This window comes from Methylobacillus draconifructus, assembly GCF_045984385.1.
GTDB classification, from domain to species: Bacteria; Pseudomonadota; Gammaproteobacteria; order Burkholderiales; family Methylophilaceae; genus Methylobacillus; species Methylobacillus flagellatus_A.
In genome coordinates this window covers 638,289-664,973 of record NZ_JBJQIJ010000001.1, presented here as the reverse complement: position 1 = coordinate 664,973, position 26,685 = coordinate 638,289, and the positions used below count along the sequence as shown (strand labels likewise).

22 protein-coding genes are annotated in these 26,685 nt (G+C 57.3%); 11 read left to right on the top strand and 11 right to left on the bottom strand.

Annotation, left to right across the window (positions count from 1 at the left end; all coding sequences use genetic code 11):
• Positions 1-32: 32 nt before the first annotated feature.
• Positions 33-2,096 carry a methionine--tRNA ligase gene (metG, locus tag ACKF11_RS03235; protein ID WP_407995928.1) on the bottom strand — a complete coding sequence of 688 codons (2,064 nt, stop codon included), beginning with the start codon at positions 2,094-2,096 and terminating at the stop codon, positions 33-35.
• A 118-nt stretch (positions 2,097-2,214) separates the two neighbouring features.
• Here metG and apbC point away from each other — a divergent pair, with 118 nt between their 5' ends.
• Positions 2,215-3,303, top strand: a complete 1,089-nt coding sequence (gene apbC, locus ACKF11_RS03230) for an iron-sulfur cluster carrier protein ApbC (protein WP_407995927.1) — start codon at positions 2,215-2,217, stop codon at positions 3,301-3,303.
• Positions 3,304-3,371: 68 nt separating this feature from the next.
• Here apbC and pgl read toward each other — a convergent pair whose 3' ends face one another.
• Complete coding sequence (gene pgl, locus ACKF11_RS03225) at positions 3,372-4,079, bottom strand: 6-phosphogluconolactonase (protein WP_309564858.1); 708 nt, start codon at positions 4,077-4,079, stop codon at positions 3,372-3,374.
• A gap of 148 nt (positions 4,080-4,227) precedes the next feature.
• On the opposite strand from pgl, the gene gnd reads away from it, so the two are divergent.
• From gnd to ACKF11_RS03205, 4 genes are all read left to right on the top strand, one after another.
• A complete protein-coding gene (gnd, locus tag ACKF11_RS03220; protein WP_309564857.1) occupies positions 4,228-5,139 on the top strand; it encodes a phosphogluconate dehydrogenase (NAD(+)-dependent, decarboxylating) in 912 nt (303 codons plus the stop codon).
• Positions 5,140-5,201: 62 nt separating this feature from the next.
• The gene (gene zwf / locus ACKF11_RS03215) at positions 5,202-6,680 is read left to right on the top strand and encodes a glucose-6-phosphate dehydrogenase (protein ID WP_407995926.1); all 1,479 of its coding nucleotides are present in this window, start codon (positions 5,202-5,204) and stop codon (positions 6,678-6,680) included.
• Positions 6,681-6,904: 224 nt separating this feature from the next.
• Positions 6,905-7,471, top strand: coding sequence for a dCTP deaminase (gene dcd, locus ACKF11_RS03210; RefSeq protein WP_309564855.1), 567 nt, complete (start codon positions 6,905-6,907; stop codon positions 7,469-7,471).
• A gap of 132 nt (positions 7,472-7,603) precedes the next feature.
• A complete protein-coding gene (locus ACKF11_RS03205) occupies positions 7,604-9,844 on the top strand; it encodes an Orn/Lys/Arg family decarboxylase (protein ID WP_309564854.1) in 2,241 nt (746 codons plus the stop codon).
• A gap of 76 nt (positions 9,845-9,920) precedes the next feature.
• On the opposite strand, the gene ACKF11_RS03200 is transcribed toward ACKF11_RS03205, so the two are convergent.
• Complete coding sequence (locus tag ACKF11_RS03200; protein WP_407995925.1) at positions 9,921-10,406, bottom strand: dihydrofolate reductase; 486 nt, start codon at positions 10,404-10,406, stop codon at positions 9,921-9,923.
• Positions 10,407-10,548: 142 nt separating this feature from the next.
• Between ACKF11_RS03200 and ACKF11_RS03195 the strand changes: the two genes are divergently transcribed.
• From ACKF11_RS03195 to ACKF11_RS03180, 4 genes are all read left to right on the top strand, one after another.
• A complete protein-coding gene (locus ACKF11_RS03195) occupies positions 10,549-11,985 on the top strand; it encodes a HAMP domain-containing sensor histidine kinase (RefSeq protein ID WP_407995924.1) in 1,437 nt (478 codons plus the stop codon).
• Positions 11,982-12,563, top strand: coding sequence for a hypothetical protein (locus ACKF11_RS03190; protein ID WP_407995923.1), 582 nt, complete (start codon positions 11,982-11,984; stop codon positions 12,561-12,563). Before ACKF11_RS03195 ends, ACKF11_RS03190 begins: the two co-directional genes overlap by 4 nt.
• On the top strand, positions 12,560-13,930 hold the full coding sequence (locus ACKF11_RS03185; protein ID WP_309564850.1) for a sigma 54-interacting transcriptional regulator: 1,371 nt from the start codon (positions 12,560-12,562) through the stop codon (positions 13,928-13,930). The genes ACKF11_RS03190 and ACKF11_RS03185 overlap by 4 nt, the downstream gene beginning before the upstream one ends.
• A gap of 281 nt (positions 13,931-14,211) precedes the next feature.
• The gene (locus ACKF11_RS03180) at positions 14,212-14,604 is read left to right on the top strand and encodes a hypothetical protein (RefSeq protein WP_407995922.1); all 393 of its coding nucleotides are present in this window, start codon (positions 14,212-14,214) and stop codon (positions 14,602-14,604) included.
• A 123-nt stretch (positions 14,605-14,727) separates the two neighbouring features.
• Here the strand turns inward: ACKF11_RS03180 and ACKF11_RS03175 are convergent, their stop codons facing one another.
• The 7 genes from ACKF11_RS03175 to ACKF11_RS03145 all read right to left on the bottom strand — a co-directional run bounded on the left by ACKF11_RS03175 (position 14,728) and on the right by ACKF11_RS03145 (position 22,645).
• The gene (locus ACKF11_RS03175; protein WP_309564848.1) at positions 14,728-14,925 is read right to left on the bottom strand and encodes a YjfB family protein; all 198 of its coding nucleotides are present in this window, start codon (positions 14,923-14,925) and stop codon (positions 14,728-14,730) included.
• A 158-nt stretch (positions 14,926-15,083) separates the two neighbouring features.
• Positions 15,084-15,608 (bottom strand): PepSY domain-containing protein, encoded by a 525-nt coding sequence (locus tag ACKF11_RS03170; protein WP_407995921.1) that lies wholly within the window; start codon positions 15,606-15,608, stop codon positions 15,084-15,086.
• Positions 15,609-15,704: 96 nt separating this feature from the next.
• Complete coding sequence (locus ACKF11_RS03165; RefSeq protein WP_407995920.1) at positions 15,705-17,585, bottom strand: putative bifunctional diguanylate cyclase/phosphodiesterase; 1,881 nt, start codon at positions 17,583-17,585, stop codon at positions 15,705-15,707.
• Positions 17,586-17,705: 120 nt separating this feature from the next.
• A complete protein-coding gene (locus ACKF11_RS03160; protein WP_407995919.1) occupies positions 17,706-18,500 on the bottom strand; it encodes a thymidylate synthase in 795 nt (264 codons plus the stop codon).
• 12 nt (positions 18,501-18,512) lie between these two features.
• Positions 18,513-19,940, bottom strand: coding sequence for a threonine synthase (thrC, locus tag ACKF11_RS03155; RefSeq protein ID WP_407995918.1), 1,428 nt, complete (start codon positions 19,938-19,940; stop codon positions 18,513-18,515).
• Between the two features lie 52 nt (positions 19,941-19,992).
• Positions 19,993-21,306: a homoserine dehydrogenase gene (locus ACKF11_RS03150; RefSeq protein ID WP_407995917.1), complete on the bottom strand. Its 1,314-nt coding sequence runs from the start codon at positions 21,304-21,306 to the stop codon at positions 19,993-19,995.
• Between the two features lie 49 nt (positions 21,307-21,355).
• Positions 21,356-22,645: a pyridoxal phosphate-dependent aminotransferase gene (locus ACKF11_RS03145; RefSeq protein ID WP_407994242.1), complete on the bottom strand. Its 1,290-nt coding sequence runs from the start codon at positions 22,643-22,645 to the stop codon at positions 21,356-21,358.
• A gap of 110 nt (positions 22,646-22,755) precedes the next feature.
• On the opposite strand from ACKF11_RS03145, the gene ACKF11_RS03140 reads away from it, so the two are divergent.
• Positions 22,756-23,124, top strand: a complete 369-nt coding sequence (locus tag ACKF11_RS03140; protein ID WP_407995916.1) for an Mth938-like domain-containing protein — start codon at positions 22,756-22,758, stop codon at positions 23,122-23,124.
• A 124-nt stretch (positions 23,125-23,248) separates the two neighbouring features.
• Positions 23,249-24,658 carry a cytochrome c oxidase accessory protein CcoG gene (ccoG, locus tag ACKF11_RS03135; RefSeq protein ID WP_407995915.1) on the top strand — a complete coding sequence of 470 codons (1,410 nt, stop codon included), beginning with the start codon at positions 23,249-23,251 and terminating at the stop codon, positions 24,656-24,658.
• A gap of 137 nt (positions 24,659-24,795) precedes the next feature.
• Here the strand turns inward: ccoG and ACKF11_RS03130 are convergent, their stop codons facing one another.
• Complete coding sequence (locus ACKF11_RS03130) at positions 24,796-26,220, bottom strand: metallophosphoesterase (RefSeq protein WP_407995914.1); 1,425 nt, start codon at positions 26,218-26,220, stop codon at positions 24,796-24,798.
• Positions 26,221-26,685 lie beyond the last annotated feature (465 nt).

Sequence of the window (26,685 nt, the reverse complement as noted above, 5' to 3'; positions counted from 1 at the left end):
TGAAGGGGCTTTTGTTTTACCTGGCAATCTATTTATTTAACGCGCATGCCTGGTTGGGCACCGCTATCCGGTGAGAGGATAAATGGTCCGCCTCGCTCATCGCTCGCAGCGAGCACCATGCCTTCCGACAGGCCGAACTTCATCTTGCGTGGGGCAAGGTTCGCCACCATCACGGTCAGGCGCCCCTTCAGGCTTTCAGGATCGTAGGCAGACTTGATGCCTGCAAAGACCTGGCGCGGCTTTTCCTCGCCAATATCCAGGCTCAACTTGAGCAGCTTTTCAGCGCCCTCCACATGCTCGACATTGACGATGCGCGCAATACGCAAATCCACCTTGGTGAAATCGTCGATCGAGATGTAAGCACCTTCCGGTGCCGCTTCTGGCGTTGCCTGCTTTTGTGCTGGCACAGCCGCGGCCTGGGTTTGCAGCGATTCCTTGTTCGCTTCGACCATGGCTTCCACATGCTTGGGGTCAATACGGGTAATCAGGTGCTGATAGGCCTGTATCTGGTGGCCGGCCGGCAACGGGCGGTCAATATCAGCCCAGGTCAACGGATCGATATTGAGGAATGTCTCGATAGCTTGCGCCAACCCCGGCAATACCGGCTTGAGGTACAAGGTAAGCAGGCGGAATATTTCCAGGGCGGCAGAGCAGACTTCATGTAGCGCTGCCGTTTGCTCAGGCTGCTTCGCCATATCCCATGGCGCGTGTTCCGCTACATAGGCATTAGCCTTGTCCGCCAATGCCATGATGTCGCGCAGGGCGCGTGCAGTATCACGGTTGTCGAAACTGTCGCGTATGCTGTCCGCAGCGGCGCGCAATTCCGCAATCACCACGTTCCCGCCCACGGCTCCCAGCTTGCTGTCGAAGCGTTTGGCAATAAATCCGGCAGTACGGCTGGCAATGTTGATGTACTTGCCCACCAGGTCGCTGTTCACGCGCGCGACGAAATCCTCCAGGTTGAGGTCGATATCTTCCATGGTGCCGTTGAGCTTGGCCGCGTAGTAATAGCGCAGGTACTCGGGATTCTTCACGTGGTCGAGATAGCTGCGCGCGGTGATGAAGGTGCCGCGCGACTTGGACATTTTCTCGCCGTTCACGGTGAGGAAGCCGTGGGCGAATATCCGCGTGGGCTGGCGATAGCCGGAGAATTTCAATGTGGCGGGCCAGAACAGAGCGTGGAAATACAGGATATCCTTGCCGATAAAGTGGTATAGCTCGGCTTGGCTGTCCTGCTTCCAGTACTCGTCGAAATCCAGCCCTTCGCGCGTTGCCAGGTTCTTGAAGCTCGCCATGTAGCCGATAGGTGCATCGAGCCAAACATAGAAATACTTGCCCGGCGCATCGGGAATCTCGAAACCGAAGTACGGCGCATCGCGGGAGATATCCCAGTCCGACAGGCCCGAGGCAAACCATTCTCCCATCTTGTTGGCGGCTTCCGGCTGCAAGGTGCCGGAGCGCGTCCATTGCTTGAGGAAATCCTCGCACTCGCTCAGCTTGAAGAAGTAATGTTCGGTTTCCTTGCGCACCGGCGTTGCGCCGGATACCGCAGAATAAGGCGCAATCAATTCGGTCGGGCTATACGTCGTGCCGCAGGATTCGCAGGAGTCGCCATACTGGTCCTTGGCATGGCACTTGGGACATTCGCCCTTGATGAAGCGGTCGGGCAGGAACATGTTCTTGACTGGGTCGTAATACTGCTCGATCGTGCGCGTGGCGATCTTGTCGTTCGCCTTGAGCTCGCGGTAAATCCTGCTGGACAACTCGCGGTTTTCCTCGGAGTTGGTGGAATAATAGTTATCGAACGCCACGAGGAAATCGCTGAAGTCCGCATAGTGCTCGGTGTGTACGCGGCCGATCAGCTCCTCCGGCGTGATGCCCTCTTTTTCCGCCCGCAGCATGATGGGCGTGCCATGGGTGTCGTCGGCGCAGACGTAATGCACGGTATGCCCCTGCATCTTCTGGAAACGCACCCAGACATCGCTCTGGACATACTCCACCATGTGGCCAAGGTGAATACTGCCATTGGCATAAGGCAAAGCAGAGGTAACCAGTAATTTGCGTGACGCGGTGTTGGCAGGCGTGTTTCCGGACATGATCATCAATCATTAAACGACAAAAGAGAATCTCGCATTCTAGCAAACTACCACGGTTTCACATAAGCAATCCGCATACGCTAGAATGTCCCATCCAACGAATCTGCAGGAAAACCACATGCCGCTTACCGAATCCCAGGTGCAGGATGTTCTTCGCGCCGTGATTGACCCCAACACCGGCAAAGACTTCGTCAGCAGCAAGTCTGCTCGCCAGATTGCCATTACCGGCAGCCATGTCTCGGTCGATATCGTGCTCGATTACCCGGCACACAGCATCCTGGGAGAGATCAGGAACTTGGTGACGCAGGCAGTGAAATCATTGCCCGACGTGGATAACGTCACGGTGGGCGTCACCAGCCGTATTGTCTCGCACAAGGTGCAACGCGGTGTACAGCTCATCCCCAACGTCAAGAACATCATCGCCGTCGCGTCGGGCAAGGGCGGCGTCGGTAAATCCACCACGGCAGTCAACCTGGCCCTGGCCCTGGCCGCGGAAGGCGCACGCGTCGGTATTCTTGATGCAGACATCTATGGCCCCTCGCAGCCGCAGATGCTGGGCCTGAGCGGCAAACCAGAAAGCACTGACGGCAAGAGCATGGAGCCGTTGGAACACTACGGAGTCCAGGCCATGTCCATCGGCTTCCTGGTCGATGTCGACACGCCCATGGTCTGGCGCGGCCCGATGGTCGTGGGCGCATTGGAGCAATTACTGCGCGACACGCGCTGGAGGGACCTGGACTACCTGGTGGTCGACCTGCCGCCAGGCACAGGTGACATCCAGCTCACCCTGGCGCAGAAAGTGCCGGTCACCGGCGCCATCATCGTGACCACCCCGCAGGACATTGCCCTGCTGGATGCCCGCAAGGGGCTCAAAATGTTCGAGAAAGTCGGCATTCCCATTCTCGGCATCGTCGAGAACATGAGCACGCATATCTGTTCGCAATGCGGGCATGAAGAGCACATATTCGGCGCCGGGGGCGCCGCCAGGATGTGCGCCGACTACGATACGGAACTATTGGGCAGCCTGCCGCTGGATATCCGCATCCGCGAAGAGACTGACGGCGGCAAGCCCACCGTCGTCGCCGACCCGGCAGGCGAGATTGCCGGCATCTACAAATCGATTGCCCGCCGTGCCGCGGTCAAGCTGGCAGACCTGAGCCAGGATTACAGCAGCAAGTTCCCCAATATCGTGATCCAGAAAACCTGAGGCAGAGACTTCAGGCCTCCCAAACCATCAAGGCCCTCGCCCGGCCTTGATGGTTTGACATGTCAGCTTTATAAATTCACACCAAATATATAGACATCCACGCCGTTTTTGGGCTTGATCAGGCTAGCCGGGATAGGCTCGCCGCGGCGCCAGTTGTCCACGGCTTCCTGCTTGCCCGCGCCGGTGACGAAGAAGATGACTTCCCGTGCCTGGCTCAGGCGCGCGGCACTGATGGAGACCCGCTCCGGCGGAGGTTTGGGCGCATCGAACACCGGCACTGCCGACTGCGCGTCGTCCCAGCTATGACCGGGAAACAGGCTGGCGGTATGGCCGTCCTCGCCCAAACCCAGCAACACGAGATCGAAGTCGCCCACCGCTGCCAAGGTCTGGTTGTACGCCTGTGCCGCTTCCACCGGGCCTCGCTCCGCTGGAATGTCGTGAACCTGGGATGAGGGAATCGCCACATGCTTGAGCCAGGCTTCATGCGCCATCAGACTATTGCGCTCTTCATGCTCAGGCGGCAGGCAACGGTCATCGCCGTAGAATACATGCCATTTGCTCCAGTCGGTGTCGATCCTGGGCAGCAACTGGTAGATGCTCTTGGGGGTGCTACCGCCGGCGAGCACGATGCTGAACTTGCCATGGCCGGCAATGGCATTGCGCGCAGCCTCTTCGATATGCTCGACGGCGCTGCTGTATAGCGCCTCCTGCGCGCTGTACACCTGCCATCGGCTCACCTGATTATTAATCACCAGGGACTGTGTTGTATTTTGCATGATATAAAACCTTCACGTTATAATTACCGAGCTCTATCTTGAGAATTTTAACATTATCAACCCAGGCCCATCTCACCTAAAACGGTCTTGCCCAAAAGGAAGCGCCTCAAAGTGACGATGGCATGATCCTCATCAAGGAAAAAACTCAATGAAACTCGCAATCATCGGTCTAGGAAAAATGGGCGGCAACATGGCGCGCCGCCTCCTGAAACACGGTATCGAAGTCGTCGGCTTCGATTTCAACCAGGATGCAGTGAACCAGATTTCCCTGACCCACGGCATGGTTCCCGCCACCTCCGTTGCAGATGCGGTGTCCAAGCTATCGGGCGAACCCAAGAAAATCGTCTGGATCATGCTGCCTAGCGGCGAGATCACCGAAAACCAGATCAAGGACCTGGTGCCACTGCTGGGCAAGGGCGACATCATCGTCGATGGCGGCAACTCAAACTACAAGCATAGCCAACGCCGTGGCGCATGGCTGGCCGAGCATGGCATTGATTTCATTGACTGTGGGACTTCCGGCGGTATCTGGGGCCTGGAAAACGGCTACTGCCTGATGTACGGCGGCACCAAGGAAGCGGCAGACACCATTGAGCCAATTGCCAAGGCGCTGACTCACGAAGATCGTGGCTGGGCTCATGTCGGCCCGATTGGTTCCGGCCACTTCACCAAGATGATCCACAACGGCATCGAGTACGGCATGATGCAGGCGTTTGCCGAAGGCCTGGACCTGCTCAAGGGCAAGGAAGAATTCAACCTCGATCTTGCCCAGATCACCGAACTCTGGCGTCATGGCTCCGTCGTCCGCAGCTGGCTGCTGGACCTGACCGCCGAAGCATTGGCGCATGATCAGGAACTCTCCACGATCGCCCCGTACGTCGCAGACTCCGGCGAAGGCCGCTGGACCGTGGTGGAAGCCGTGGATCAAGGCGTGGCGGCTCCAGTATTGACCGTGGCATTGCAAGCGCGTTTCAGAAGCCAGGACTCCAAAGGCTATAGCTACAAGCTGCTGTCCCTGATGCGCAACGCGTTTGGCGGCCACGCAGTCAAGACCAAGTAATACGCCCAGGCCATGCCCAGGCATGGCCTTTTATGATATCCATCCTATTTAGAGAATACTGAATGAAAGTCATAGACCCCTGTACCCTTGTCCTGTTTGGTGCGAGCGGCAACCTCTCCCGCATCAAGCTCATGCCTGGCCTGTTCCGTCTTGACCAGGCAGGCCGCTTGCCGGAAAAAATGGCCATCCTTTCTGTCGGACGGGGCCAGGTTGCCCGCGAAGCCTGGTTGGCCGACATCAAGGGCATGCTGGATGCCAAGTTTCCCAAGGGCTATGACCAGGCAGTGTTCAAGCGCTTCATCGAGCGCCACCACTACCATGCCAATCCGCCCGATGATGCCACCTCCTTCACCCGCCTGAAGGAGACCTTGTCGAACGAGGCCATTTTCCCGCAGAACCTGGCTTATTTCCTCTCCGTGCGCCCTTCCGACTTCGCGACCATCGTCGACCAGCTGGCTGGCGTCGGGCTGACCCAGGAAGACAAATACTGGCGTCGCGTCGTCGTGGAAAAGCCGTTCGGCACTGACTTGAAGACCGCGCAGGAGCTGCAATCCTCGATCACCAAGCACCTCAAGGAAAGCCAGATCTACCGCATCGACCATTACCTCGGCAAATCCGCCCTGCAGAACATCATGCTGCAACGTTTTGCCAATGCCATCCTCGAGCCCTTGTGGAACAAGAACTACATCGACCACGTGCAGATCACCAACACCGAACAGCTCGGCGTCGGCGAGCGCACCCAGTTCTACGATGCCACGGGCGCCTTGCGCGACATGATCCAGAGCCACGTGCTGCAAACCCTGGCGCTGACCGCCATGGAACAGCCCGCGTCCCTGAGCCCGGATGACATCCGCGCCGAGAAGATCAAGGTGCTGGAAGCCATTCGCCCGATTCCAGTCAACGAACTGGAAAAGAACGCATTCCGTGCGCAATACTCCTCAGGCGAAGTCAAGGGCGAAAAAGTGCCTGGCTACCTGGAAGAACTCGGCGACAATAGCAGCGTGGTGGAAACCTATGCCGCGCTTAAGCTGTTCATCGACAACCCGCGCTGGGAAGGCGTACCTTTCTATATCCGCACTGCCAAGCGCCTGCACGAGGCAGACACCCGCATCGCGATCCGCTTCAAGAAAGCGCCGCTGCAACTGGGCAACGGGCAAGACCAGAACTGGCTCATCATCGGCATCCAACCGCGTGAGTGCATCAAGCTGGAAATCCAGTCCAAGATTCCCGGCCTGGATATCGCCACCCGCACGATCGAGCTCGATGGCGCCAACCGCCAGGAAGGCGATGAAACCATCGACGCCTACGAGGCCTTGCTATTGAACCTGATGGAAGGCGACAACTCGCTCTACCTGCACATCAGCGAGGTGGAAGCCCAGTGGCGCCTGGTCGACCCGGTCATCGAGGCCTGGGCCAAGGACCGCAAGCCTGTGTATCAATACCCTGCCGGCAGCAGCGACCCGGAAGCCTCCAAGGTGATTTTCGAGCACGAAGACCAGTTCTGGCGCTATAGCATCAAGCTGGGCGGCGACAAGCATTAAGAGCGGCTGCAAAACTCTCCTGGCGTTGTCGCTTTGCCTTGTCGTGCGACTTGTACTGCCTGCGGCAAAGCGCCTAGCCAGGAGCGCTTCGCTCAGTTTTGTAACCACTCTAAGCCTTTTTGAATTTTTGACAAACTGATCAAAGCGTAGTGATCCGGATGACTGGAAAGAAAAGCCGGTTATCCGTACACTTCGCTTTTTTGTCTTTCTGACGGAAGAACATAATGAGCATCAAATCCGACAAATGGATACGCCGCATGGCAGAACAGCATGGCATGATCGAGCCATTCGAGCCCAACCTGATCCGGGAGGTCAACGGCCAGAAGATCGTCTCCTACGGCACTTCGAGCTATGGCTACGATATCCGTTGCGCTGATGAATTCAAGGTCTTCACCAATATCAACAGCACGATTGTCGATCCCAAGAATTTCGATCCCAATTCATTTGTCGAATTCAAGAACGATTTCTGCATTATTCCGCCTAACTCATTTGCCTTGGCACGCACGGTCGAGTATTTCCGCATCCCGCGCAGCGTATTGACCGTATGTTTGGGCAAGTCCACCTACGCGCGTTGCGGCATTATTGTCAACGTCACCCCTTTCGAGCCGGAATGGGAAGGCTACGTCACATTGGAGTTCAGCAATACCACCCCGCTGCCGGCCAAGATCTATGCCGGCGAAGGTTGTGCCCAGGTGTTGTTCCTCGAATCTGATGAAGAATGCGAGACTTCCTACAAGGACAGGGGCGGCAAGTATCAGGGCCAGGTGGGAGTCACCCTGCCAAAAATCTGACCGCAACACATCGCCCGCGGTCATATTAATCGCAAGTGATTGTGCTATATTGCGCTTTTTTAATGAGGGGTCTGTTGCCAGGTTGTCCGTGAACAGCCTGGCAACAGACCCTGTATGCCTTTAGGAGGCTTCATGAAATTCCGTTTCCCCGTCGTCATCATTGACGAGGACTTCCGCTCAGAAAACTCTTCCGGTCTCGGCATCCGCGTACTTGCCAAGGCGATCGAAGATGAAGGATTCGAGGTGCTGGGCGTCACCAGCTACGGCGACCTGACTTCGTTTGCCCAGCAGCAAAGCCGCGCCTCCGCCTTCATCCTGTCGATAGATGACGAGGAGTTCATCGAGGAATCGCCGGAAGCGCTGGAAAACCTGCGTAATTTCGTGGACGAGATCCGCTTCCGCAACGAGGAAATCCCCATCTTCCTGCATGGCGAAACCCGCACCTCGCGCCATATTCCCAACGAAATCCTGCGCGAACTGAATGGCTTCATCCATATGTTCGAAGATACGCCCGAATTCGTCGCGCGCTACATCGTGCGTGAAGCCCGCACCTACCTGGACAGCCTGCCGCCGCCCTTCTTCCGCGCCCTCACCCATTACGCGGCAGACGGCTCATACTCCTGGCACTGTCCCGGTCACTCAGGCGGCGTCGCCTTCCTCAAGTCGCCGGTCGGCCAGATGTTCCACCAGTTCTTCGGCGAAAACATGCTGCGCGCCGACGTCTGCAATGCAGTGGACGAACTGGGGCAACTGCTCGACCACACCGGGCCGGTGGCGGCTTCCGAGCGCAATGCAGCGCGCATCTTCAATTGCGACCACCTCTATTTCGTCACCAACGGCACCTCCACCTCCAACAAGATCGTCTGGAATTCCACCGTGGCGCCGGGCGACGTGGTGATCGTGGACCGCAATTGCCACAAGTCGGTACTGCACTCCATCATCATGACCGGCGCTATCCCGATCTTCCTGATGCCGACCCGCAACCATTTCGGCATCATCGGCCCTATCCCGAAAGAAGAATTCTCCTGGGAAAACATCCAAAAAAAGCTGGAAGCGAATCCTTTCATCGGCGACAAGACTGTCAAGCCGCGCGTGCTGACCATCACCCAGTCCACCTACGACGGCGTGCTCTACAACGTCGAGGAGATCAAGGAGATGCTCGACGGCAAGATCGACACATTGCATTTCGACGAAGCCTGGCTGCCGCACGCCACTTTCCATGATTTCTATGGCGATTACCACGCCATCGGCGCCGACCGTCCGCGCTGCAAGGAATCCATGGTGTTTTCCACCCAGTCCACCCACAAATTGCTCGCCGGCCTGAGCCAGGCATCGCAAATCTTGGTGCAGGACGCGCAGGACATACAACTGGACCGCGACCTCTTCAACGAGGCCTATCTCATGCACACGTCGACCAGCCCGCAATACTCCATCATTGCCAGCTGCGATGTCGCCGCGGCCATGATGGAGGCGCCGGGCGGCACCGCCCTGGTGGAGGAGTCCATCATGGAAGCCCTGGATTTCCGCCGCGCCATGCGCAAGGTGGACGAGGAATGGGGCAGCGACTGGTGGTTCAAGGTCTGGGGCCCGGACGACCTCTCCGAGGAAGGCATAGAGGAGCGCGCCGCCTGGATGCTGAAGGCCGGCGAGCGCTGGCACGGCTTCGGCAACCTGGCCGAAGGCTTCAACATGCTGGATCCGATCAAGGCCACCATCATCACGCCGGGACTGGATGTGGATGGCGCGTTCTCCGACGAGATCGGCATTCCCGCCGCCATCGTCACCAAGTACCTGGCCGAACATGGCGTGATTGTGGAAAAAACCGGCCTCTACTCTTTCTTCATCATGTTCACCATCGGCATCACCAAGGGCCGCTGGAACACCATGGTGACGGCCTTGCAGCAGTTCAAGGACGACTACGACAAGAACCAGCCGCTATGGAAGGTGTTGCCAGAGTTTGTCGCCAAGCATCCGCGCTACGAGCGCATCGGCCTGCGCGAATTGTGCACCCAGATCCACGAAATATACAAAGCCAATGACGTGGCGCGCCTGACCACGGAAATGTATCTGTCCAACATGATCCCTGCCATGAAGCCTACCGATGCGTTCGCCAAGGTGGCCCACCGCAAGATCGACCGCGTCCTGATCGACGAACTGGAAGGCCGCATTACCGCGGTGTTGCTGACGCCCTACCCGCCTGGCATTCCGCTGCTGATTCCCGGCGAGCGCTTCAACAAGGTCATCATCAACTACCTGCGTTTCGCGCGCGACTTCAACGAGCGCTTTCCTGGCTTCGAGACCGACGTACACGGACTGGTGAAGGAAGTCGTGGATGGCAAGGCGCGCTACTTTGTGGATTGCGTTGCCAATTGAGACTTAAATTGAACCTGCGAGACCACGCAGGTTCAACCCAGCTGTTTCCAAGCTGTTGCGTTACCTGTCTCGCTCGCTATTGCTTGCGTTCATAAGTCAGGTAGCGGAACGGCAGGCCCTTGGCGCTGACCGCTGCTTCGTTTGACACTTCCCGCCAGTCTTGCAAATCGAACTCCGGCAGGAAGGCATCGCCCGCAAACTCGGCGTCAATCTCAGTGATGTAGAGGCGGTCGGCCAGCTTCAATCCCGCCTGGTATAGCTCCGCCCCGCCGATCAGGAATGCCTCGTCGTCATTCGCAGCCAGGTCAATCGCCTGCTCCAGGCTATTGGCAATCACGGCGCCTGGCACCTGGTAATCCTGGTTACGCGTCACAATGACAGTGGTACGGTCCGGCAGCAAGCGATTGAGCGACTCGTAAGTCTTGCGGCCCATGATGATATGATGCCCGGTGGTCAAGGCGCGGAAACGCTTGAGGTCTTCCGGCAGATGCCAGGGCAAGGTGTTGTTCAGGCCGATGACACGGTTCTGGGCAACAGCGACGATAAGGGATAGATTAGCCATGGCATCATTATACTTGGAGTTGCTTGCCAAGGTTTTGTAGGACAATCGTATGCCTGTTCTAAATGAGATAGTTTAAGATTAAGGCCGGTTTCCTCTTCCATCATTCAAGCATCGCTAACGATAAAGAAACGGAACACAAGTTTTGCAGATTGCCTACCCAAAATCCTTTCTCAAGCTGCTCTTGATCGGCTTTGCGCTAGCCATGCTGCCGCTGCTGTTTGCGTTTGGCAACGCCGCCCTCTACCTAGACCGGCTCGCTACCCAGAGCCGCGATGCAGTGACCCAGGCAGTACAGGCCACGCGCGCAAGCCGTGCCCTCGTCGAGCAGATCACTTTCATGGAGCGCAGTGCGCGGCAGTATTTCGTGCTGGAAGATGAATCGCTGCTGGAAAACTATGAAAAAGCGCATGAGAAATTTGTCGATTCATGGCAGGACCTGGACCAGCTTCCCATGACCAGCAAGCAGAAGCTTGCCCTGGCCAGGCTCTCCGCCGAGGAGCAATCGCTTTTCCAAAGCGTCGTACAATATCCTAGCGAATCCGCACCTATCGAAGAAATCGTTGGCCGCTTTGCGGACCTGACAGCCCAAGCCCAAGATATCCTGGATGAAAATAACCGGCAGATAGACCGGGAATCCGCCATCCTCGCCGAAACCGCCGAGCGCACCCAGCAAATCATGCTCTGGCAGACACTCACCTTGATCCCGGTCGCATTGCTGGTCGCACTCATGATCACCTTCCTGCTGGCGCAGCCGATCCGGCGCATGGATGCCGCCATCCGCAAGCTAGGCGAAGGCGACTATACCGAACCCATCAGCATTGACGGGCCCGGCGACCTGCGCAACCTGGGCGAGCGCCTGGACTGGCTGCGGGCGCAACTGAACGAGCTCGACCAGCAAAAGCAACGCTTCCTCCGCAATGTCTCCCATGAGCTGAAAACCCCGCTCACTGCAATCCGGGAAGGCAGCGAACTGCTCAGCGACGAAGTCGGCGGCACCCTAACGCCTCAGCAGCGCGAAATTGCCGGTATCCTGCGTGAAAGCAGCTTAAGGCTGCAAAAAATGATAGAAAACCTGCTGAGTTACACCGCCGTGCAATTCCATGCGCCGCAGCTCAAGTTGGAGCCCGTCGCCCTGACCAAGCTCGCAGAGGAAATCCTGGCAGATTACTCCTTGACCATCAGCAGCAAGAATATCGACATCCAACGGGATTTCTTCCCTACCGAAATCCAGGCAGACCGCGAGAAAATTCATTCCGTGCTGGACAACCTCGTTTCCAATGCCATCAAATACACATCGTCATCCAGTAGCATCCGCATCAGCATCACGCACCAGGCTGACCAGGCCATCATCGAAGTGCATGACGGCGGACCAGGGGTCATGTCTGCCGACAAGGCCAAGCTGTTTGATCCGTTCTACCGTGGCGACAGCGTCTATGAAAGCCTGGTCAGCGGCAGCGGCCTCGGGCTGTCAATAGCCAAGGAATACGTTGACGCCCATGGCGGTGAAATCATTTTATTACCTTCAGAACGCGGTGCTCATTTCCGCGTCTCCCTCCCCTTGAAAGCTGCGACCAAATGAACCCGAAATACCTGCTCCCGATTGCAATGACAGGCATGCTGCTCAACGCATGCGCACACCAGGCTAAGCCAACTGCCGCCCCCGGCAGCCAGGAAGCCCTGTCAAGCCAGGCCGCTCAGCCTGCCGTCAACAAAGGACACCATCCTGCCCCCGACTTGCTGGAATTCGTCAGCAATTTTTCCGAGCTGCCATTGGAGTCCCAGAAAAAGGAACTGGCAGACGCCTTGCAGAAAATCAGCAGCAACAATAACGACTTACATCAGAAAACGCGGGTCGCAATCATCTATGCCATCCCGACCAGCAAGCTGCGCGACCCGCTCAAGGCACAACCCTTGCTTGATGAGTTGGCGCGCGAAAAACGGCTGAGCAAGGAAGAAGGCGCCATTGTGTCCATCCTCCGGGAAAATGCGGCAGAAACCGCCAAGCTCAACCAGCGCCTGCGCGAGGAACTGCGGCGCGCTGAAGAAAACCAGCAAAAAGCCAATGGCCTGCAGCAAAAGCTGGACGAATTAAAGAAAATTGAGAGGACCATGATGCAGAAATCGCTGAAAGATCCGAACCGGAGCAGCAGTAAATGACTGAAGCAGCAAAGAAAATTCTTACCGTTGATGATGACCCCGATATCCTCAAGCTCATGGGCATGCGGCTGCAGGCAGCCGGTTATCAGGTCATAACGGCAACCAACGCGGAGGAAGCACTGTCGCAAATTGCCATCAGCCGGCCTAGCCTTGTCATCACGGATTTACGCATGCCGGGCATGGACGGCCTGGCCTTGTTCGATGTCATCCATCAATCCGATCCCTCCTTGCCCGTAATCATGGTCACGGCCCACGGCTCGATCCCCGAGGCTGTGGACGCCACGCAGCGTGGCGTATTCGGCTTTCTCACCAAGCCGTTCGACAGCAAGTCGTTGCTGCAGCAGGTAGAGGCTGCATTGCGCATCGGCACGGGGTCGCTGCAGCATAACGCGCAGGATGAGGACAACGAATGGCGCAAGAGCATCATCACCCGCAGCCCGCAGATGGAAAACCTGCTCGGGCAAGCCAAGCTCATGGCGATTTCCGATGCCAGCGTGTTTATCCAGGGGGAGAGCGGCACCGGCAAGGAGCTGCTTGCACGCGCCATCCACCACGCCAGCCCGCGCCGGGACAAGCCTTTTGTCGCCATCAATTGCGGCGCCATCCCTGAAGCATTGCTGGAATCAGAACTCTTCGGCCATAGCAAGGGAGCATTTACCGGCGCCCTTCGCGACCACAAGGGGCTGTTCCAGACCGCCGATGGCGGCACCCTGTTCCTGGATGAAATTGGAGACATGCCGCTCCCCTTGCAGGTAAAACTGCTCCGCGCCTTGCAGGAGCGCGCCATCCGGCCTGTAGGCGCCAATGCCAGCATCAATATCGATGTGCGGGTGATTTCGGCGACCCACCGCAACCTTGCGGAGGAAATGAAGTCGGGAAGGTTTCGCGAGGACTTGTACTATCGCATCAACGTAGTCGGCCTTGAAATCCCGGCCCTGGCTGCGCGGCGCGAAGACATCTCCCTATTGGCCAATAACTTCCTCAATGAACTGACCAGCAAATACCGCAAAAAACTCAACGGCTTTGCCCCTGAAGCCTTGGAACTACTGATTGCCGCGCCATGGCCGGGCAATGTCCGCCAATTGCAGAACATCGTCGAGCAGACGGTAGTGCTCTGTACCACGCCCTTGATCCCGGCCACCTTGGTACAAAAAGCGCTGCAAGAAGACATCGGCGGCATCGTGCCGTTCGAAGTCGCCCGCAAGAATTTTGAGCGCGACTACCTGGTCAAGCTGCTCAAGGCCACCAATGGCGGCGTGACGCAAGCTGCACGCCTGGCCCAACGAAACCGTACCGAGTTCTATAAATTGTTACAGCGCCACCAACTTACGCCGGCGTTGTTCAAAAACGACAACACCCCCAACTGATGTCTCTTTCAGGAGACGTAGCTATTCTTTTATTTTCAATAAGTTAATCAAACGATAAGGATTTTGTCTCACTTTTGAGACAAAATCCTTATAAGAGAATACTCCCAATAAAACCTTATCTATTTGATTATTAAATATTTAATCAAGTTGGCACAATCTTCGCTATATAGTCATTAAATATTTCGGCTGCATACACCAAGCAAAATCAATAGTCGGAGATGTAAAGTATGGGATCCAATATCAAGAAAACGCACCCTATGGTTCTGGTCGCTGCAACGACCATGACGATATTCAGCCTGGTTGGAAGCGCCGCGATTACCGGCCTGATTCCTGTCGAGCATACCTATCGTCCTGACCTAGCGCAGGAATTGATTACCGATCCCAATGCAGCCATGGTGATCAGCAACACGCTCAACCAGGGGATGGAAAATTCCCGCGAGAGCGAGCCAGTCCGCTCCACCTGCACGGACTGCGGCATTATCGTGTCGATCCGTTCTTTCGAGAACAATATGGCAGACAGTTACAAGATGAATGAAAAAGTTGCTGGCGCAACTTATCTTATCAAGGTCAAGATGGGTAATGGACACTTTCATACCATTACCCAGTACAGTACGCCGCGCTACTCCGTGGGAGACAATGTCAAGCTCAAGAGTGGCCGGTTAGTGAGTGCATAGCATGTATTGAATCTCCAAGCTCCTCATAGCAGGCCTTTATCCTCCCCGAGAAGGTCTGCTTTTTTTCTTCAAAAAATAAAGCCCTGCAAATGCAGGGCTTTATTTTTGTCTTGGCTTAAATTGTTAAGCCGTCGTATTCACGTTTTGTCCCAGGTGCGCTGGCAAGTTGGCGGCAGGAGGTGACGGCAATGCCTCCAGCAAAGCCAAGGCATTGGCCGAGCTGATATCCAAGGCCTTTTTCAATACTGTCGTCCCGACTTCCTGCTGCAAGCGCGTAGCCGCAAGGTCGGTAGCGACACTGGCAATTGCATTGACATCCATTGTGGTTCCCATCAATAACTTCGATATATTGATTAACGGCTCCCCAGAGCGGAAGTTAAGCCTTGCCTGCCAACTTTCTGGTTTCCATTCCATTAATAACAGGCAAAAAAAACGCCCCCGAAGGAGCGTTGTCGACTGTCCGTCCAGTCAAAAACCCATTATTCCTTGCCGATCTGGTAGAACTCTTGGTGGGATTCCACGATCTTGCCGCTAGTTGCGTCTACTTCGACCTTGAATTCCTTGCCATCCTTGGTCTTGATATCGAATTCGTAGGAGGCAGCGCCATTCTCTTCGATCTCGTACTCAACCTCGATAATTTCGCCAGGATGTGCAGCCAGCGCTGTCTTGCGTGCGTCAGCTTCGCTTACCTTTTGCTTGGCCTTGAAAAGGGGATGGTCTGCAGAATCGACTTCCTGCTCCACTTCCACGATCTTGCCAGTGTTAGCATCGCATTCTACATCCCAAGCGGTACCATCGCTAGACTCAATATCAAATTCATAGACTGGCGTCTTGCCTTCCAGTTTGTACTCCACCTTCACCACGGTACCCTGCTTGGTCTTGAGCGCAGCTTCCAGACAGGTTTCCAGGCTTACCTTGCCCTTAGGAAAGTGATGGTCGGCAAACGCCAGGCTGCTGGATACGGCCAAGACTAGCGCGCTAATCGCAACGACGGTTTTCCCCATAATTAAGCTCCATGTAGTCATTATCTAATGTTGCAATTATAAATGAAGAAGCAAGAGCTGGGAGAAACTCCCCATTTATTTAGGATTAAATCACAATTAAATTTGCCGTGCCTTGCTTGCCAGGGCGATTTCCGTCATATGGGTTGCATCCATCGGGTGGCTGAACAAATAGCCTTGTACCATGTCGCTCCCCTGCTCCAGCAGGAATTGCAGCTGAGCCTTGGTCTCCACCCCTTCTGCCACCACTTCGAGTTTCAGGCTGTGCGCCATTTGGATGGTGGCCGTCGTAATCGCGACATCATCGGCATCGTATGGAATATCCCGGATAAAACTGCGATCGATCTTGAGGCGGCTGACCGGAAAACGCTTGAGATACGCCATTGAGGAATAGCCTGTGCCAAAATCATCGATTGCCAGGTGCATGCCCATGGCCTTCAGGTCCATCAGACGGGCAGTCGTTACTTCCGCATCTTCCATCAGCACGGTTTCAGTAATTTCCAGCTCCAGCAAACTGCTATCCATGCCAGTTTGCTCAATGATCTTGGTCACGGCCTGCACCAAGTTCTCCTGGCGGAACTGACGGCCCGAGAGGTTGACGCTCATGCGCAGCGCCACTCCCATCTCTTTCCATTCCATGGCCTGTTTGCAGGCCTCTCGCAACACCCACTCCCCAATGCGCACGATCAGGCCGGTTTCTTCTGCGATCGGAATAAAACTGCTTGGATACAAGATGCCGCGCTGCGGATGATGCCAGCGTATCAAGGCTTCTACGCCGACCAGCTTGCGGCCCGGCAGGCTGAACTGCGGCTGGTAGTAGAGTTCGAACTGCCTTTCTTCCAACGCAACGCGCATTTCCGTCTCGAGGATCAAGCGTGTCGAGCTTTTATGATGCATTTCTGCCGAGAACATCTGGAAGTTGTTCTTGCCGCGGCTCTTGGCGTAATACATGGCTGCATCGGCATCACGCAGCAGATGGGCGGCGTCATCTCCGTCGTATGGATAGATGCTCGCGCCGATACTGACGCCGATATAGAAGTTCCGCTCATTCATTACGATAGGCTGTGTCAGCGCCCGGATGAAGCGGTTGGCGACGGCTTCCACGTTCTCGACATCGGCCGGCTGGTTGAGGATCATGGCAAACTCATCCCCTCCTACACGGTAGACCGTGTCTTTCTTGCCTGCAGCAGATACCAAGCGCTGCGCGACCAGATGCAATAATTTGTCGCCGACATCATGGCCGAGGGTATCGTTGATGACCTTGAAATCATCCAGATCGAACACCAGCAATGCCAATACGCCATGACGATGGCGCGCTTCGTCCAACAATGCATGGAATCGCCGGTTGAAAGCATGACGGTTAGGAAGGTCGGTCACCGTATCGTAATTGGCGAGAAAGCCGGCACGCTCCTCGGCCTTCAGCATTGCACGCTGCAGTCGGCTCAACAACAAGGCGGCAGCAAACAAGGTGACCAGCATCACCATCACTGTGGTGCCGATGTACCAAAGCAGCTGGCGATACAGCCCCTTCATGTTGGATCGCATATACAGCACGCCAATCTGCATGTCGTCAGATATCACGGGCTGCCATATTTCGATCTTCTGCAAATCCGCCTGGCGCTGGGCCTGGGCCACGACCATCATGTCGAACGGGCGCAACAGGCTGCCAGGCCGCACATATTCGGCAAAACGATTTTGCTGCATGTCATATAGCGTCGCCGTATCTATCTCCGGCGCTTCGGCCAGGCTGGCGAGCACTTCAGAGGCCACTTCCCGCTCCCCGCGCACCAGCGCCTGTGCAATATTGCCCGCCATGATGCGCATCTGGATCTGCATGGTGACGGCCATATTGTGCCTGAGCGAAGCATATTCCATGCTGATGAGTGTCACGGTGGCAATCAACAGTGCCAGGCCGACCGCCAGGATGTGCGCCACACGCAGTTTGGGCGGCACAGGTTGATGATGTGCGGAATTAACCATGAAACACTACGACCATGAATCGATAACGCTGACAGATTGATACGGAAAATAAACGCGCAACCATCGGCGCCCGCATCGCAACAGCATGAAGGGAGAACAACATAGAGTCAAACCAGGGAATTACACTGCGACAGGCGCCTTGATGGCAGGGTGAGACTGATAATTTTCCAGCGAGAAATCCTCGAAGCGGAAACCAAAAATATCCTTCACTTCGGGATTGATCCTCATCACAGGCAGAGGATAAGGCTCGCGCGATAATTGCTCTTTCACTTGCTCGAGGTGGTTGAGGTAGATATGCGCATCGCCCAGGGTATGCACGAAATCGCCAAGCTTGAGTCCGCACACCTGCGCCACCATCATGGTGAGCAAGGCATAGGAGGCAATATTGAACGGCACGCCGAGGAAGATATCGGCGCTGCGCTGATACAGCTGGCAAGAGAGCTTGCCGTCCGCCACATAGAACTGGAAGAACGCATGGCAAGGCGGCAGCTTCATCTTGTCGACATCGGCCACGTTCCATGCCGACACGATCAGGCGGCGCGAGTCTGGGTTGCGCTTGATCGCCTCGACCACCTGGCTGATCTGGTCGATATGGCCGCCATCCGGCGTCGGCCAGCTACGCCATTGGTAGCCATAGACCGGGCCCAGGTTGCCCTGCTCGTCCGCCCATTCATCCCAGATGCTGACGCCGTTTTCCTTGAGATAAGCGATATTGGTGCTGCCCTGCAGGAACCAGAGCAACTCATGGATGATGGACTTCAGGTGCACTTTCTTGGTGGTAAGCAGCGGAAAGCCCTCGGTCAGGTCGAAGCGCATCTGGTAACCGAACACCGAGAAGGTGCCGGTGCCGGTACGGTCTTCCTTCTTGTGGCCGTGCTCCAGTACGTGGCGCATCAAGTCGTGATAGACCTTCATGACATCTCCCGATCAAATATGCTCAACAATGAACTGCTTGATGGCGGCGGCATCGGCCTCCATCACTTCAAAGCGCTGCGGCAGGGCTTCCAGCCCCTCAAGACTCTGTGGGCGCTCTGGCCTCTGCCCCAGTGCTTCGACGATCGCATCCTCGAACTTGGCCGGCAATGCGGTTTCCAGCACCAGCATCGGGGTGCCTGCCTCGCGGTGCTCCAGCGCCACCTTGAGGCCGTCCGCGGTATGTGTATCAATAGTGACACCGTAGCGCTCATGCGTCGCCTTGATGGTCTGCATGCGGTTGGCATGGTTGCTGCTGCCGGAAACGAAGCCGTAATCCGCCACCTTGGCAAACCAGCCGCCTTCATTGAGGTCGAAACTGCCGCCGGCATCCACCTTGCCCCACAGCTCGCGCACCTTAGCGGCGTCACGACCCACCAGGTCGAAGACGAAGCGCTCGAAATTGGACGCCTTGGAAATATCCATCGAGGGACTGGAAGTATGGTAGGTATTGGCTGAGCCGCGCGGACGGTAGACGCCGGTCTTGAAGAACTCGTCCAGCACGTCGTTTTCGTTGGTCGCCACAACCAGCTTGGCAATCGGCAAGCCCATCATGCGGGCGATATGCCCGGCGCAGACATTGCCGAAGTTGCCGGAAGGCACGGCGAAGCTGACTTGCTGCGCATTGTTCGCGGTCACGGCGAAATAGCCCTTGAAGTAATACACCACCTGGGCCGCCACGCGCGCCCAGTTGATGGAGTTCACAGCGCCGATCTTGTTCTTCGCCTTGAAGGCATGGTCGTTCGACACTGCCTTGACGATGTCCTGGCAGTCGTCGAACACGCCCTTGACCGCGATGTTGAAGATATTGTCGTCCTGCAGGCTGAACATCTGCGCGGTCTGGAAACGGCTCATCTTCTGATGCGGCGAAAGCATGAACACCTTGACGCCCCGCTTGCCACGCATGGCGTATTCCGCCGCGGAGCCGGTGTCGCCGGAGGTCGCGCCGAGGATGTTGGTAGTCTCGCCTTTTTGCGCCAGCACGTACTCGAACAGGTTGCCCAGCAACTGCATCGCCATGTCCTTGAACGCCAGGGTCGGGCCGTTGGACAAGGACAACAGGTACAGGTCGTCCTCCAGCTTATAGGTAGGCGTAATGTCCTCGGCACTCTGGCCCGGGCGCGCATAGGCATACACATCTGCGCGGTAGGTCTTGTCGACGATGGCGCGCAGGTCGTCAGCGGGGATGTCATCGATCAGGCGCGAGAGGATGGCGAACGCCAGGTCGCGGTAATTCATGCCGCGCATCGCATTCAGTTCGTTCTGGCTGAATTGCGGATATTGCTCGGGCAGGTAGAGGCCGCCGTCGGGCGCCAGGCCGCCAAGCAGGATTTCGGTAAACGACTGTGCAGGCGACTGCCCGCGGGTGGAAACGTATTTCATGGCACAACTGATGCAGCAGGCTGCTATGCCTGCCTGCAACCCTTTCCTCAAGTTATCGGCTTAGCTCTTCCATGCGCAAGCGGGTCACACTGCCGGAAATGGCAGGCAATGCCTCGATGGCGGCAATCGCGTCATCCATGTTCTTCTCGACCGTGACATGGGTCAGGATGATGATGTCGGCCTGGTCTTCGCCTTCCTGCGGTTCTTTCTGGATCATCGCATCGATCGAAATCTGGCGGTCGCCCAGGATGCGGGTCACATCGGCCAGCACGCCCGGCTTGTCCACCGCGCGCAGGCGCAGGTAATAGGCGCTGCTCACCTCGCCGATAGCGAGGATCGGCAAGTCCACGAGCTGGTCGGGCTGGAAAGCCAGGTGCGGCACGCGCTGGTGCACGTCGGTGGTATGCGTGCGCGTCACGTCGACGATATCCGCAACCACGGCGCTCGCGGTGGGCTCGGCACCCGCGCCGGCACCGTAATATAGAGTAGGCCCGACTGCATCGCCCTTCACCAGCACGGCGTTCATGGCGCCGTTGACATTGGCGATCAGGCGCTTCTCGGGGATCAGGGTCGGGTGCACGCGCAGTTCCACGCCCTTGCTGGTGCGCTTGGTGATGCCGAGCAGCTTGACGCGGTAGCCCAGTTCCTCCGCATAGCGGATATCAAGGGCATCCAGCTTGCTGATGCCCTCTACGTAGGCCTTGTCGAACTGCATCGGGATGCCGAAGCCGATCGCGGCCAGGATCATGAGCTTGTGCGCGGCGTCCACACCCTCGACGTCGAAGGTCGGGTCGGCCTCGGCATAGCCCAGGCGCTGCGCCTCCTTGAGCACGTCGGCAAAGGCCAGGCCCTTTTCGCGCATTTCCGAGAGGATGAAATTGGTGGTGCCGTTGATAATGCCCGCAATCCACTCGATTCGGTTGGCGGCCAACCCCTCGCGCACGGCCTTGATGATGGGAATACCGCCCGCCACGGCCGCCTCGAATGCGACAATCACGCCCTTCTGTTGCGCAGCGGCGAAAATCTCGTTGCCATGCAGCGCGATCAGCGCCTTGTTGGCCGTGACCACGTGCTTGCCGTTCTCGATCGCCTTCATCACCAGTTCGCGCGCGATGGTGTATCCGCCGATCAGTTCGACCACGATGTCGATGTCTGGGTCTGCCACCACGGCAAATGCATCGTCTGTGACGTCAATCTGGCCTCCCGTTACCTTGCGGGCCAATTCAAGATTGCGGTCGGCGACGCGCGTGATGGCAATTGGGCGGCCGGCACGGCGCGCGATTTCTTCCTGGTTGCGTGTAAGAACGGTATAGGTGCCGCCACCGACAGTACCGATGCCGAGCAGGCCAACATTGATGGGTTTCATTCAGTTTCCAGTTATCTTGCTTTTCAATCTTGTATCAAGAGCCGCGCGGTCATGCCGTCGCGTTCTGCGGTCTTGCCTGCGTGTCTTTCGAGGCTTTGCCGTCCACCACGGTGAGGGTGCTGTGCTGCTTGCGGTAGTTTTCCAGGAAGCGGGCGATGCGGGTAAAGGCTTCGGTGAGGTCGTCCACGTTCGGCAGGAACACGACGCGGAAATGGTCCGGCGCGCGCCAGTTGAACCCCGTGCCCTGCACCAGCAAGACCTTTTCCTCCAGCAACAGGTCGAGGATGAATTGCTGGTCGTCCTCGATGGGATATATCTTGGGATCGAGGCGCGGGAACAGGTACAGGCCGGCCTTGGGCTTAACGCAGCTCACGCCGGGAATGTCGGTCAGCATCTTGTAGGCGAGGTCGCGCTGCTTGCACAAGCGGCCGCTAGGCGCCACAAGGTCGTCTATACTCTGGTAGCCGCCCAGCGCGGTCTGGATCGCCAGTTGCCCGGGCACGTTGGCACAGAGGCGCATCGAGGCCAGCATATTGAGGCCCTCGATATAATCCTTGGCATGGCGCTTCTCGCCCGAGATCACCAGCCAGCCGGCGCGGTAGCCGCAGGTGCGGTAGTTCTTGGACAAGCCGTTGAAGGTCACGAACAACACGTCATCGGCCAATGAGGCGATCGAGGTATGGGTATTGCCGTCGAACAGCACTTTGTCATAGATTTCGTCGGCGAAAATCACCAGGCCGTGGTGGCGCGCGATCTCGATGATGCCTTCCAGCGTTTCACGCGGATACAAAGCACCGGTCGGGTTGTTCGGGTTGATGATGACGATGCCGCGCGTATTCGCCGTGATCTTGTTCTCGATATCCTTGAGGTCGGGCAGCCAGCCGGTCTGCTCGTCGCAGACGTAATGACGCGCAGTGCCGCCCGCCAGGTTCACGGCCGCGGTCCACAACGGATAATCCGGCATCGGCACCAGCACCTGGTCGCCATTGTTGAGCAAGGCCTGCATGGCCATGACGATCAGCTCGGAAACGCCGTTGCCGATAATGATGTCGTCTATGGTCACGCCCTGGATGTTCTTCTGCTGGGTGTAATGCATGATCGCCTTGCGCGCGGCGAACAGGCCCTTGGAATCCGTATAGCCGGAGGCGGAATCCATGTTGCGGATCACGTCCTGCAGGATTTCCTCGGGGGCGGCAAAACCGAAAGGCGCAGGATTGCCGATATTGAGCTTGATGATGCGGTGCCCGTCCTCCTCCATCTGGCGCGCTCGGTCCAGCACTGGGCCACGGATGTCGTAGCATACGTTGCTGAGCTTGCTGGACTTGGAGATTTCTTGCATGGCGGCCTGCAGATTCCGGTTGGGGAAAATGTGCTATCTTACATTGAGTTGGCATGCAATTGAAGCATGACGCCTCAAAAGACCTCATTAGATTATTCGATATATCTCTCATGAAATTACACCTTACCCAGGCTGCGGGCAGCCACCTGATTACCGGTTACGGCGACGGTTGGGTCGAAATCAACCACCAGCGCCACGAACACAGCCTGATCGTATTGCCGGGCAGCCTGCTGCCTGCGTGGCCGGTCGAGAGTTTCGACCATCTGCAGGCGACGAACTTCCAGGAGCTGCTGGCGCTCAAGCCCGAACTGATCCTGCTCGGCACGGGCAATAGGCACCGCTTCCTGCATCCTTCCATAGTCCGCGACCTCATCGCCGCTGGCATCAGCGTGGAATGCATGACCACGGAAGCCGCCTGCCGCACCTACAACATCCTGATGGCGGAAAGCCGCCAGGTGGCGGCAGCCTTGATTGTCTGAGAAAACACAGACACAGCAATGCATCGCAGCAATCTGATACTATAAATTTATTCACACCTGAATCTGTTATATTACCGCCCGCTTCCGCACAATTCCGCATAGCATCACTCACTCAGGAATTGCCATGCAAGCAGAAGCCACCATCGCCCGCCCGAGTGCGGCACGCAAAGTCATTCCCATCGTGCCTTATTCGGTGAAGGGACGTTACCGCAACCTGAAGTCCATCATCCTCAATGCCGCTTTCGGCGTGTATTTCCTCTTGCCGTGGCTCCCCTGGCCCAACAAGGTCGGGCAGGCATTGTTGTTTGATATCGGCAATTCGCGCTTCCATATCTTCAACCTGGTGCTCTACCCGCAGGATTTGATGGTGCTGGTGGGCATCATGGTGGTGGCAGCCAGCCTGCTTTTCGTCTCCGCAGCCATGTTCGGGCGGATATTCTGCGGCTTCTTCTGCTTCCAGACCTTGTGGACGGATGCCTTCCGCTTTATCGAAAAATGGATACAGGGTGAAGCCCAGGCCAGGAAGCGCTTGCAGCAAGCACCCTGGAGCCTGCGCAAAGCCGCACTGATCGGCAGCACCCATGCGCTCTGGCTGCTGCTGTCATTTGCCACGGCCGTCACCTTCACCTTGTATTTTGCCGAGTCGGGCACGCTCTTGCGGCAGGTGTTCGCCGGGGAAGCGGCGATTGCTGCCTACGTCACCATTTCCGTGCTTACCGCCACGACTTATGTCGCCGCCGGCTTCGCACGCGAGGACGTATGCTTCGTCGCCTGCCCTTACGGCAAATTCCAGGGCGTGATGCAGGACCCTTCCACCGTCACGGTGATCTACGACGAGGCACGCGGCGAAGGCCTGCATGGCCGCCAGGCGCCCACGGCCAAGCTCAAGACAGCGGAAATCCGTCGCAGCCAAGGCTTCGGCGACTGCATAGACTGCAACTACTGTGTGAACGTCTGCCCGACAGGCGTCGATATCCGCAAGGGATTCCAGATCGGCTGCATCTCGTGCGGCTTGTGCGTGGATGCCTGCAATAACATCATGGACAGCCTCAAGCTGCCGCACGGCCTGATACGTTTCGACCGCGACGAGAACATCCAGGAACCCGACGTACGCATGCAACGATGGTCCAAGGCAAAGCGGCTCGGCTACCTCTGCGTATTGATCGCCAGCATCGCCTTCACCTGGCATTCCATCAGCACGCTCACCCCCTTCACCGCCATCGTGCAACAGCAAAGGCAGCCTCTGGTCACCCAGCTTGCGGACGGCAGCCTGCGCAACCGCTATGAATTGCGCATCAGCAACAAATCCGGCAATGCGGAAACCTATGCCATTCAGGCGCATGGGCTTCCGGCAGGCAGCTTCAAGGGACGCGAGGCAATCACCATCCCCGCAGGCAAGTCATACGCCAGCAGTTTCAGCGTATCCCTGACGCCGGCAGTGGCCGCCAGCATCCCCAGCTTCATTGTCAGCGTCACGCCGCAAACGCAGCCCGATGCGGCAGAGAACCTGACGGCAAGCTACTTTGCAAAATGACCTTGGCAGGCAAAGCCAGCTTCCTGCTAGCAGCCGGGCAGTTGATTGCCGGCCCGGCAATGTTGTCTGCAAAAACAAAGGACTGCCGCAGCAGTCCTTTCTTCCTAAATTATGTGGCGCAGTCCAAGATATGGCACTCAGGCACGGCGACGGCGCAATGCCAATAGCACACCGAACCCGCACAGCATGAGCGCCAGCGCGGAAGGCTCCGGCACGGCAGCCACGGCGAACTGCCCATTGCGGTCGATCACAGCCCATACCAGATTATTGGCCGTATCCACACCATAGGTGCCCAAGCCATACGAGGCCTGCCAGGCGCCAATGACGAAGCGCGACGTGCCCTCGGTGTTGGCGTCCACTGCGAGCACCCATTGGCCGTCGAGCTGATACACCAGGCGCAGCAACGCTTCGTCGATTGCAATATCTTCGCCATAGCTCAGGGTGAGCACGAAGGGATCGGCGACGCCATCGAGCTGGTCGTCCATGCCGCCCAGGTAAAGGATGTCGCTGTACAGTCTGTCCGTTCTCGCCACCCAGCCGAAGTTGACGATGTTGCCAAGCTGCTGGGTGATGCCTGCGCCCGAATCAGGTTCGGTTGTCACGGAGCGCCCATCAAGGTTTTGGCCAGCCAGGATCTCGGCTTTGGTGCCAACGAATCCATTGCCCTCCACAATCGCGCTCTTGAGGCCGGCATAGGATTCACCAACATTGACGGCATACGACTTGCCGTTGGTCGAGAACGTGGTGCGATCGGCCACGCGCCACTCGGGCTCCCAGGCCTCGGAGAAGTCCGATGAGGCCGACGGGGTCGCCGAATAGTGTGTGAAAGTCACGAACGGCCCGTTGATATCGACGACGCTGTAGCCGACCTCGTTGTTGACCAGCGCGGCGCCGACTTCTTCACCCACGTTGAATTCATTCTCGAAGCGATAGTATTTTTCGGCGTTCGAACCCGCAACGATGTGATGCAGCAGCACGTCCTGACCGTCGACTGCCGCCGAGCGGCTGTACTGGTGGTCATGGCCGCTGAAGTAGGCATCGACGCCATTTTCGCTCAACTGGTTAAGCACCTGCATCCGCAGTGGGCTGTCGCCAAGCACGCCCTCGCGCGCACGGCCGAAGAATGGCTCGTGGGCGTAGACGAACATGTGGTCGTAGCTGCCCTTCTGCTGGCTGCCTACCCAGCCGATCAGCTCGCTGGGCATCGCGCCATATAAGTCGAGCGAGACAAACAGCGTGTTATTGTAGGCGAATGAGTAGGACGCTCCCGGCCCCGTCGTGACCGTTGGCCCGCTCAAGCTGGGAAAGGCCGAGGACCAGGTGTCGGTACCCCGGTAAGCCGAAGGCCCGAGCAAGGGGTCAATGCCCCCGATGGTGCTCTCGGCACGCACGTCGTGATTGCCGCGTGTCAGATAGAGAGGAATGCCGGCGTCGGCCAGCGGCTTCGCAGCCTGTTTCCATGTATCGAATTCAGCCGCCGTGCCGTTCTCGGTCAGGTCGCCGATGGAAATGAGCAGGTCGATGTTGTGGTTGTTCACGAAGCGGTCCACTACCGGCTGCATCAGCCTGACGGATACGCCACGCGGGTCGCCGGCACCCTGGGTGTCGGTAAGGAGACCAAAGGACCACTGGGCAGGAGGCGTGCCGGCGGCGGATACGGCAAGCAGCGGCTGCCCGCCGAGCGCGATCCCGATCCAGGCAGCGGCGACAAAACGATTTCGAGCGATAGACTTCAGCTTCATAACAACTCCCCTAATCAACATGAGCAAAAATGAATGGAGTGAGTCTCTCCGCCGGCGATGACCTCAGCATGAATGGGGGACTAGTAACGCAGGCGGCCTTCGCCAGACCAGGAACGCGAAACCTGGCGAATCACTGCACGGACCTCATGCCACTGCATCGCGACAATGAATGCAATGTCCCGCCTAGCGAAAATTTTCGCGCCTAATTGAGGTCGCGTAAAACCTCTAAGTCATTCGTTCATGGATAAAAAAAAGCCCGGCAGGAAGGGGCCGGGCAAAAGGACT

What these genes read in the sequence shown, in the direction of transcription:
- metG (WP_407995928.1), bottom strand. Translation starts at nt 2,096, where the DNA reads ATGTCCGGAAACACGCCTGCCAACACCGCGTCACGCAAATTACTGGTT.
- apbC (WP_407995927.1), top strand. Translation starts at nt 2,215, where the DNA reads ATGCCGCTTACCGAATCCCAGGTGCAGGATGTTCTTCGCGCCGTGATT.
- pgl (WP_309564858.1), bottom strand. Translation starts at nt 4,079, where the DNA reads ATGCAAAATACAACACAGTCCCTGGTGATTAATAATCAGGTGAGCCGA.
- gnd (WP_309564857.1), top strand. Translation starts at nt 4,228, where the DNA reads ATGAAACTCGCAATCATCGGTCTAGGAAAAATGGGCGGCAACATGGCG.
- zwf (WP_407995926.1), top strand. Translation starts at nt 5,202, where the DNA reads ATGAAAGTCATAGACCCCTGTACCCTTGTCCTGTTTGGTGCGAGCGGC.
- dcd (WP_309564855.1), top strand. Translation starts at nt 6,905, where the DNA reads ATGAGCATCAAATCCGACAAATGGATACGCCGCATGGCAGAACAGCAT.
- ACKF11_RS03205 (WP_309564854.1), top strand. Translation starts at nt 7,604, where the DNA reads ATGAAATTCCGTTTCCCCGTCGTCATCATTGACGAGGACTTCCGCTCA.
- ACKF11_RS03200 (WP_407995925.1), bottom strand. Translation starts at nt 10,406, where the DNA reads ATGGCTAATCTATCCCTTATCGTCGCTGTTGCCCAGAACCGTGTCATC.
- ACKF11_RS03190 (WP_407995923.1), top strand. Translation starts at nt 11,982, where the DNA reads ATGAACCCGAAATACCTGCTCCCGATTGCAATGACAGGCATGCTGCTC.
- ACKF11_RS03185 (WP_309564850.1), top strand. Translation starts at nt 12,560, where the DNA reads ATGACTGAAGCAGCAAAGAAAATTCTTACCGTTGATGATGACCCCGAT.
- ACKF11_RS03180 (WP_407995922.1), top strand. Translation starts at nt 14,212, where the DNA reads ATGACGATATTCAGCCTGGTTGGAAGCGCCGCGATTACCGGCCTGATT.
- ACKF11_RS03175 (WP_309564848.1), bottom strand. Translation starts at nt 14,925, where the DNA reads ATGGATGTCAATGCAATTGCCAGTGTCGCTACCGACCTTGCGGCTACG.
- ACKF11_RS03170 (WP_407995921.1), bottom strand. Translation starts at nt 15,608, where the DNA reads ATGGGGAAAACCGTCGTTGCGATTAGCGCGCTAGTCTTGGCCGTATCC.
- ACKF11_RS03165 (WP_407995920.1), bottom strand. Translation starts at nt 17,585, where the DNA reads ATGGTTAATTCCGCACATCATCAACCTGTGCCGCCCAAACTGCGTGTG.
- ACKF11_RS03160 (WP_407995919.1), bottom strand. Translation starts at nt 18,500, where the DNA reads ATGAAGGTCTATCACGACTTGATGCGCCACGTACTGGAGCACGGCCAC.
- thrC (WP_407995918.1), bottom strand. Translation starts at nt 19,940, where the DNA reads ATGAAATACGTTTCCACCCGCGGGCAGTCGCCTGCACAGTCGTTTACC.
- ACKF11_RS03150 (WP_407995917.1), bottom strand. Translation starts at nt 21,306, where the DNA reads ATGAAACCCATCAATGTTGGCCTGCTCGGCATCGGTACTGTCGGTGGC.
- ACKF11_RS03145 (WP_407994242.1), bottom strand. Translation starts at nt 22,645, where the DNA reads ATGCAAGAAATCTCCAAGTCCAGCAAGCTCAGCAACGTATGCTACGAC.
- ACKF11_RS03140 (WP_407995916.1), top strand. Translation starts at nt 22,756, where the DNA reads ATGAAATTACACCTTACCCAGGCTGCGGGCAGCCACCTGATTACCGGT.
- ccoG (WP_407995915.1), top strand. Translation starts at nt 23,249, where the DNA reads ATGCAAGCAGAAGCCACCATCGCCCGCCCGAGTGCGGCACGCAAAGTC.
- ACKF11_RS03130 (WP_407995914.1), bottom strand. Translation starts at nt 26,220, where the DNA reads ATGCAGCCGGTAGTGGACCGCTTCGTGAACAACCACAACATCGACCTG.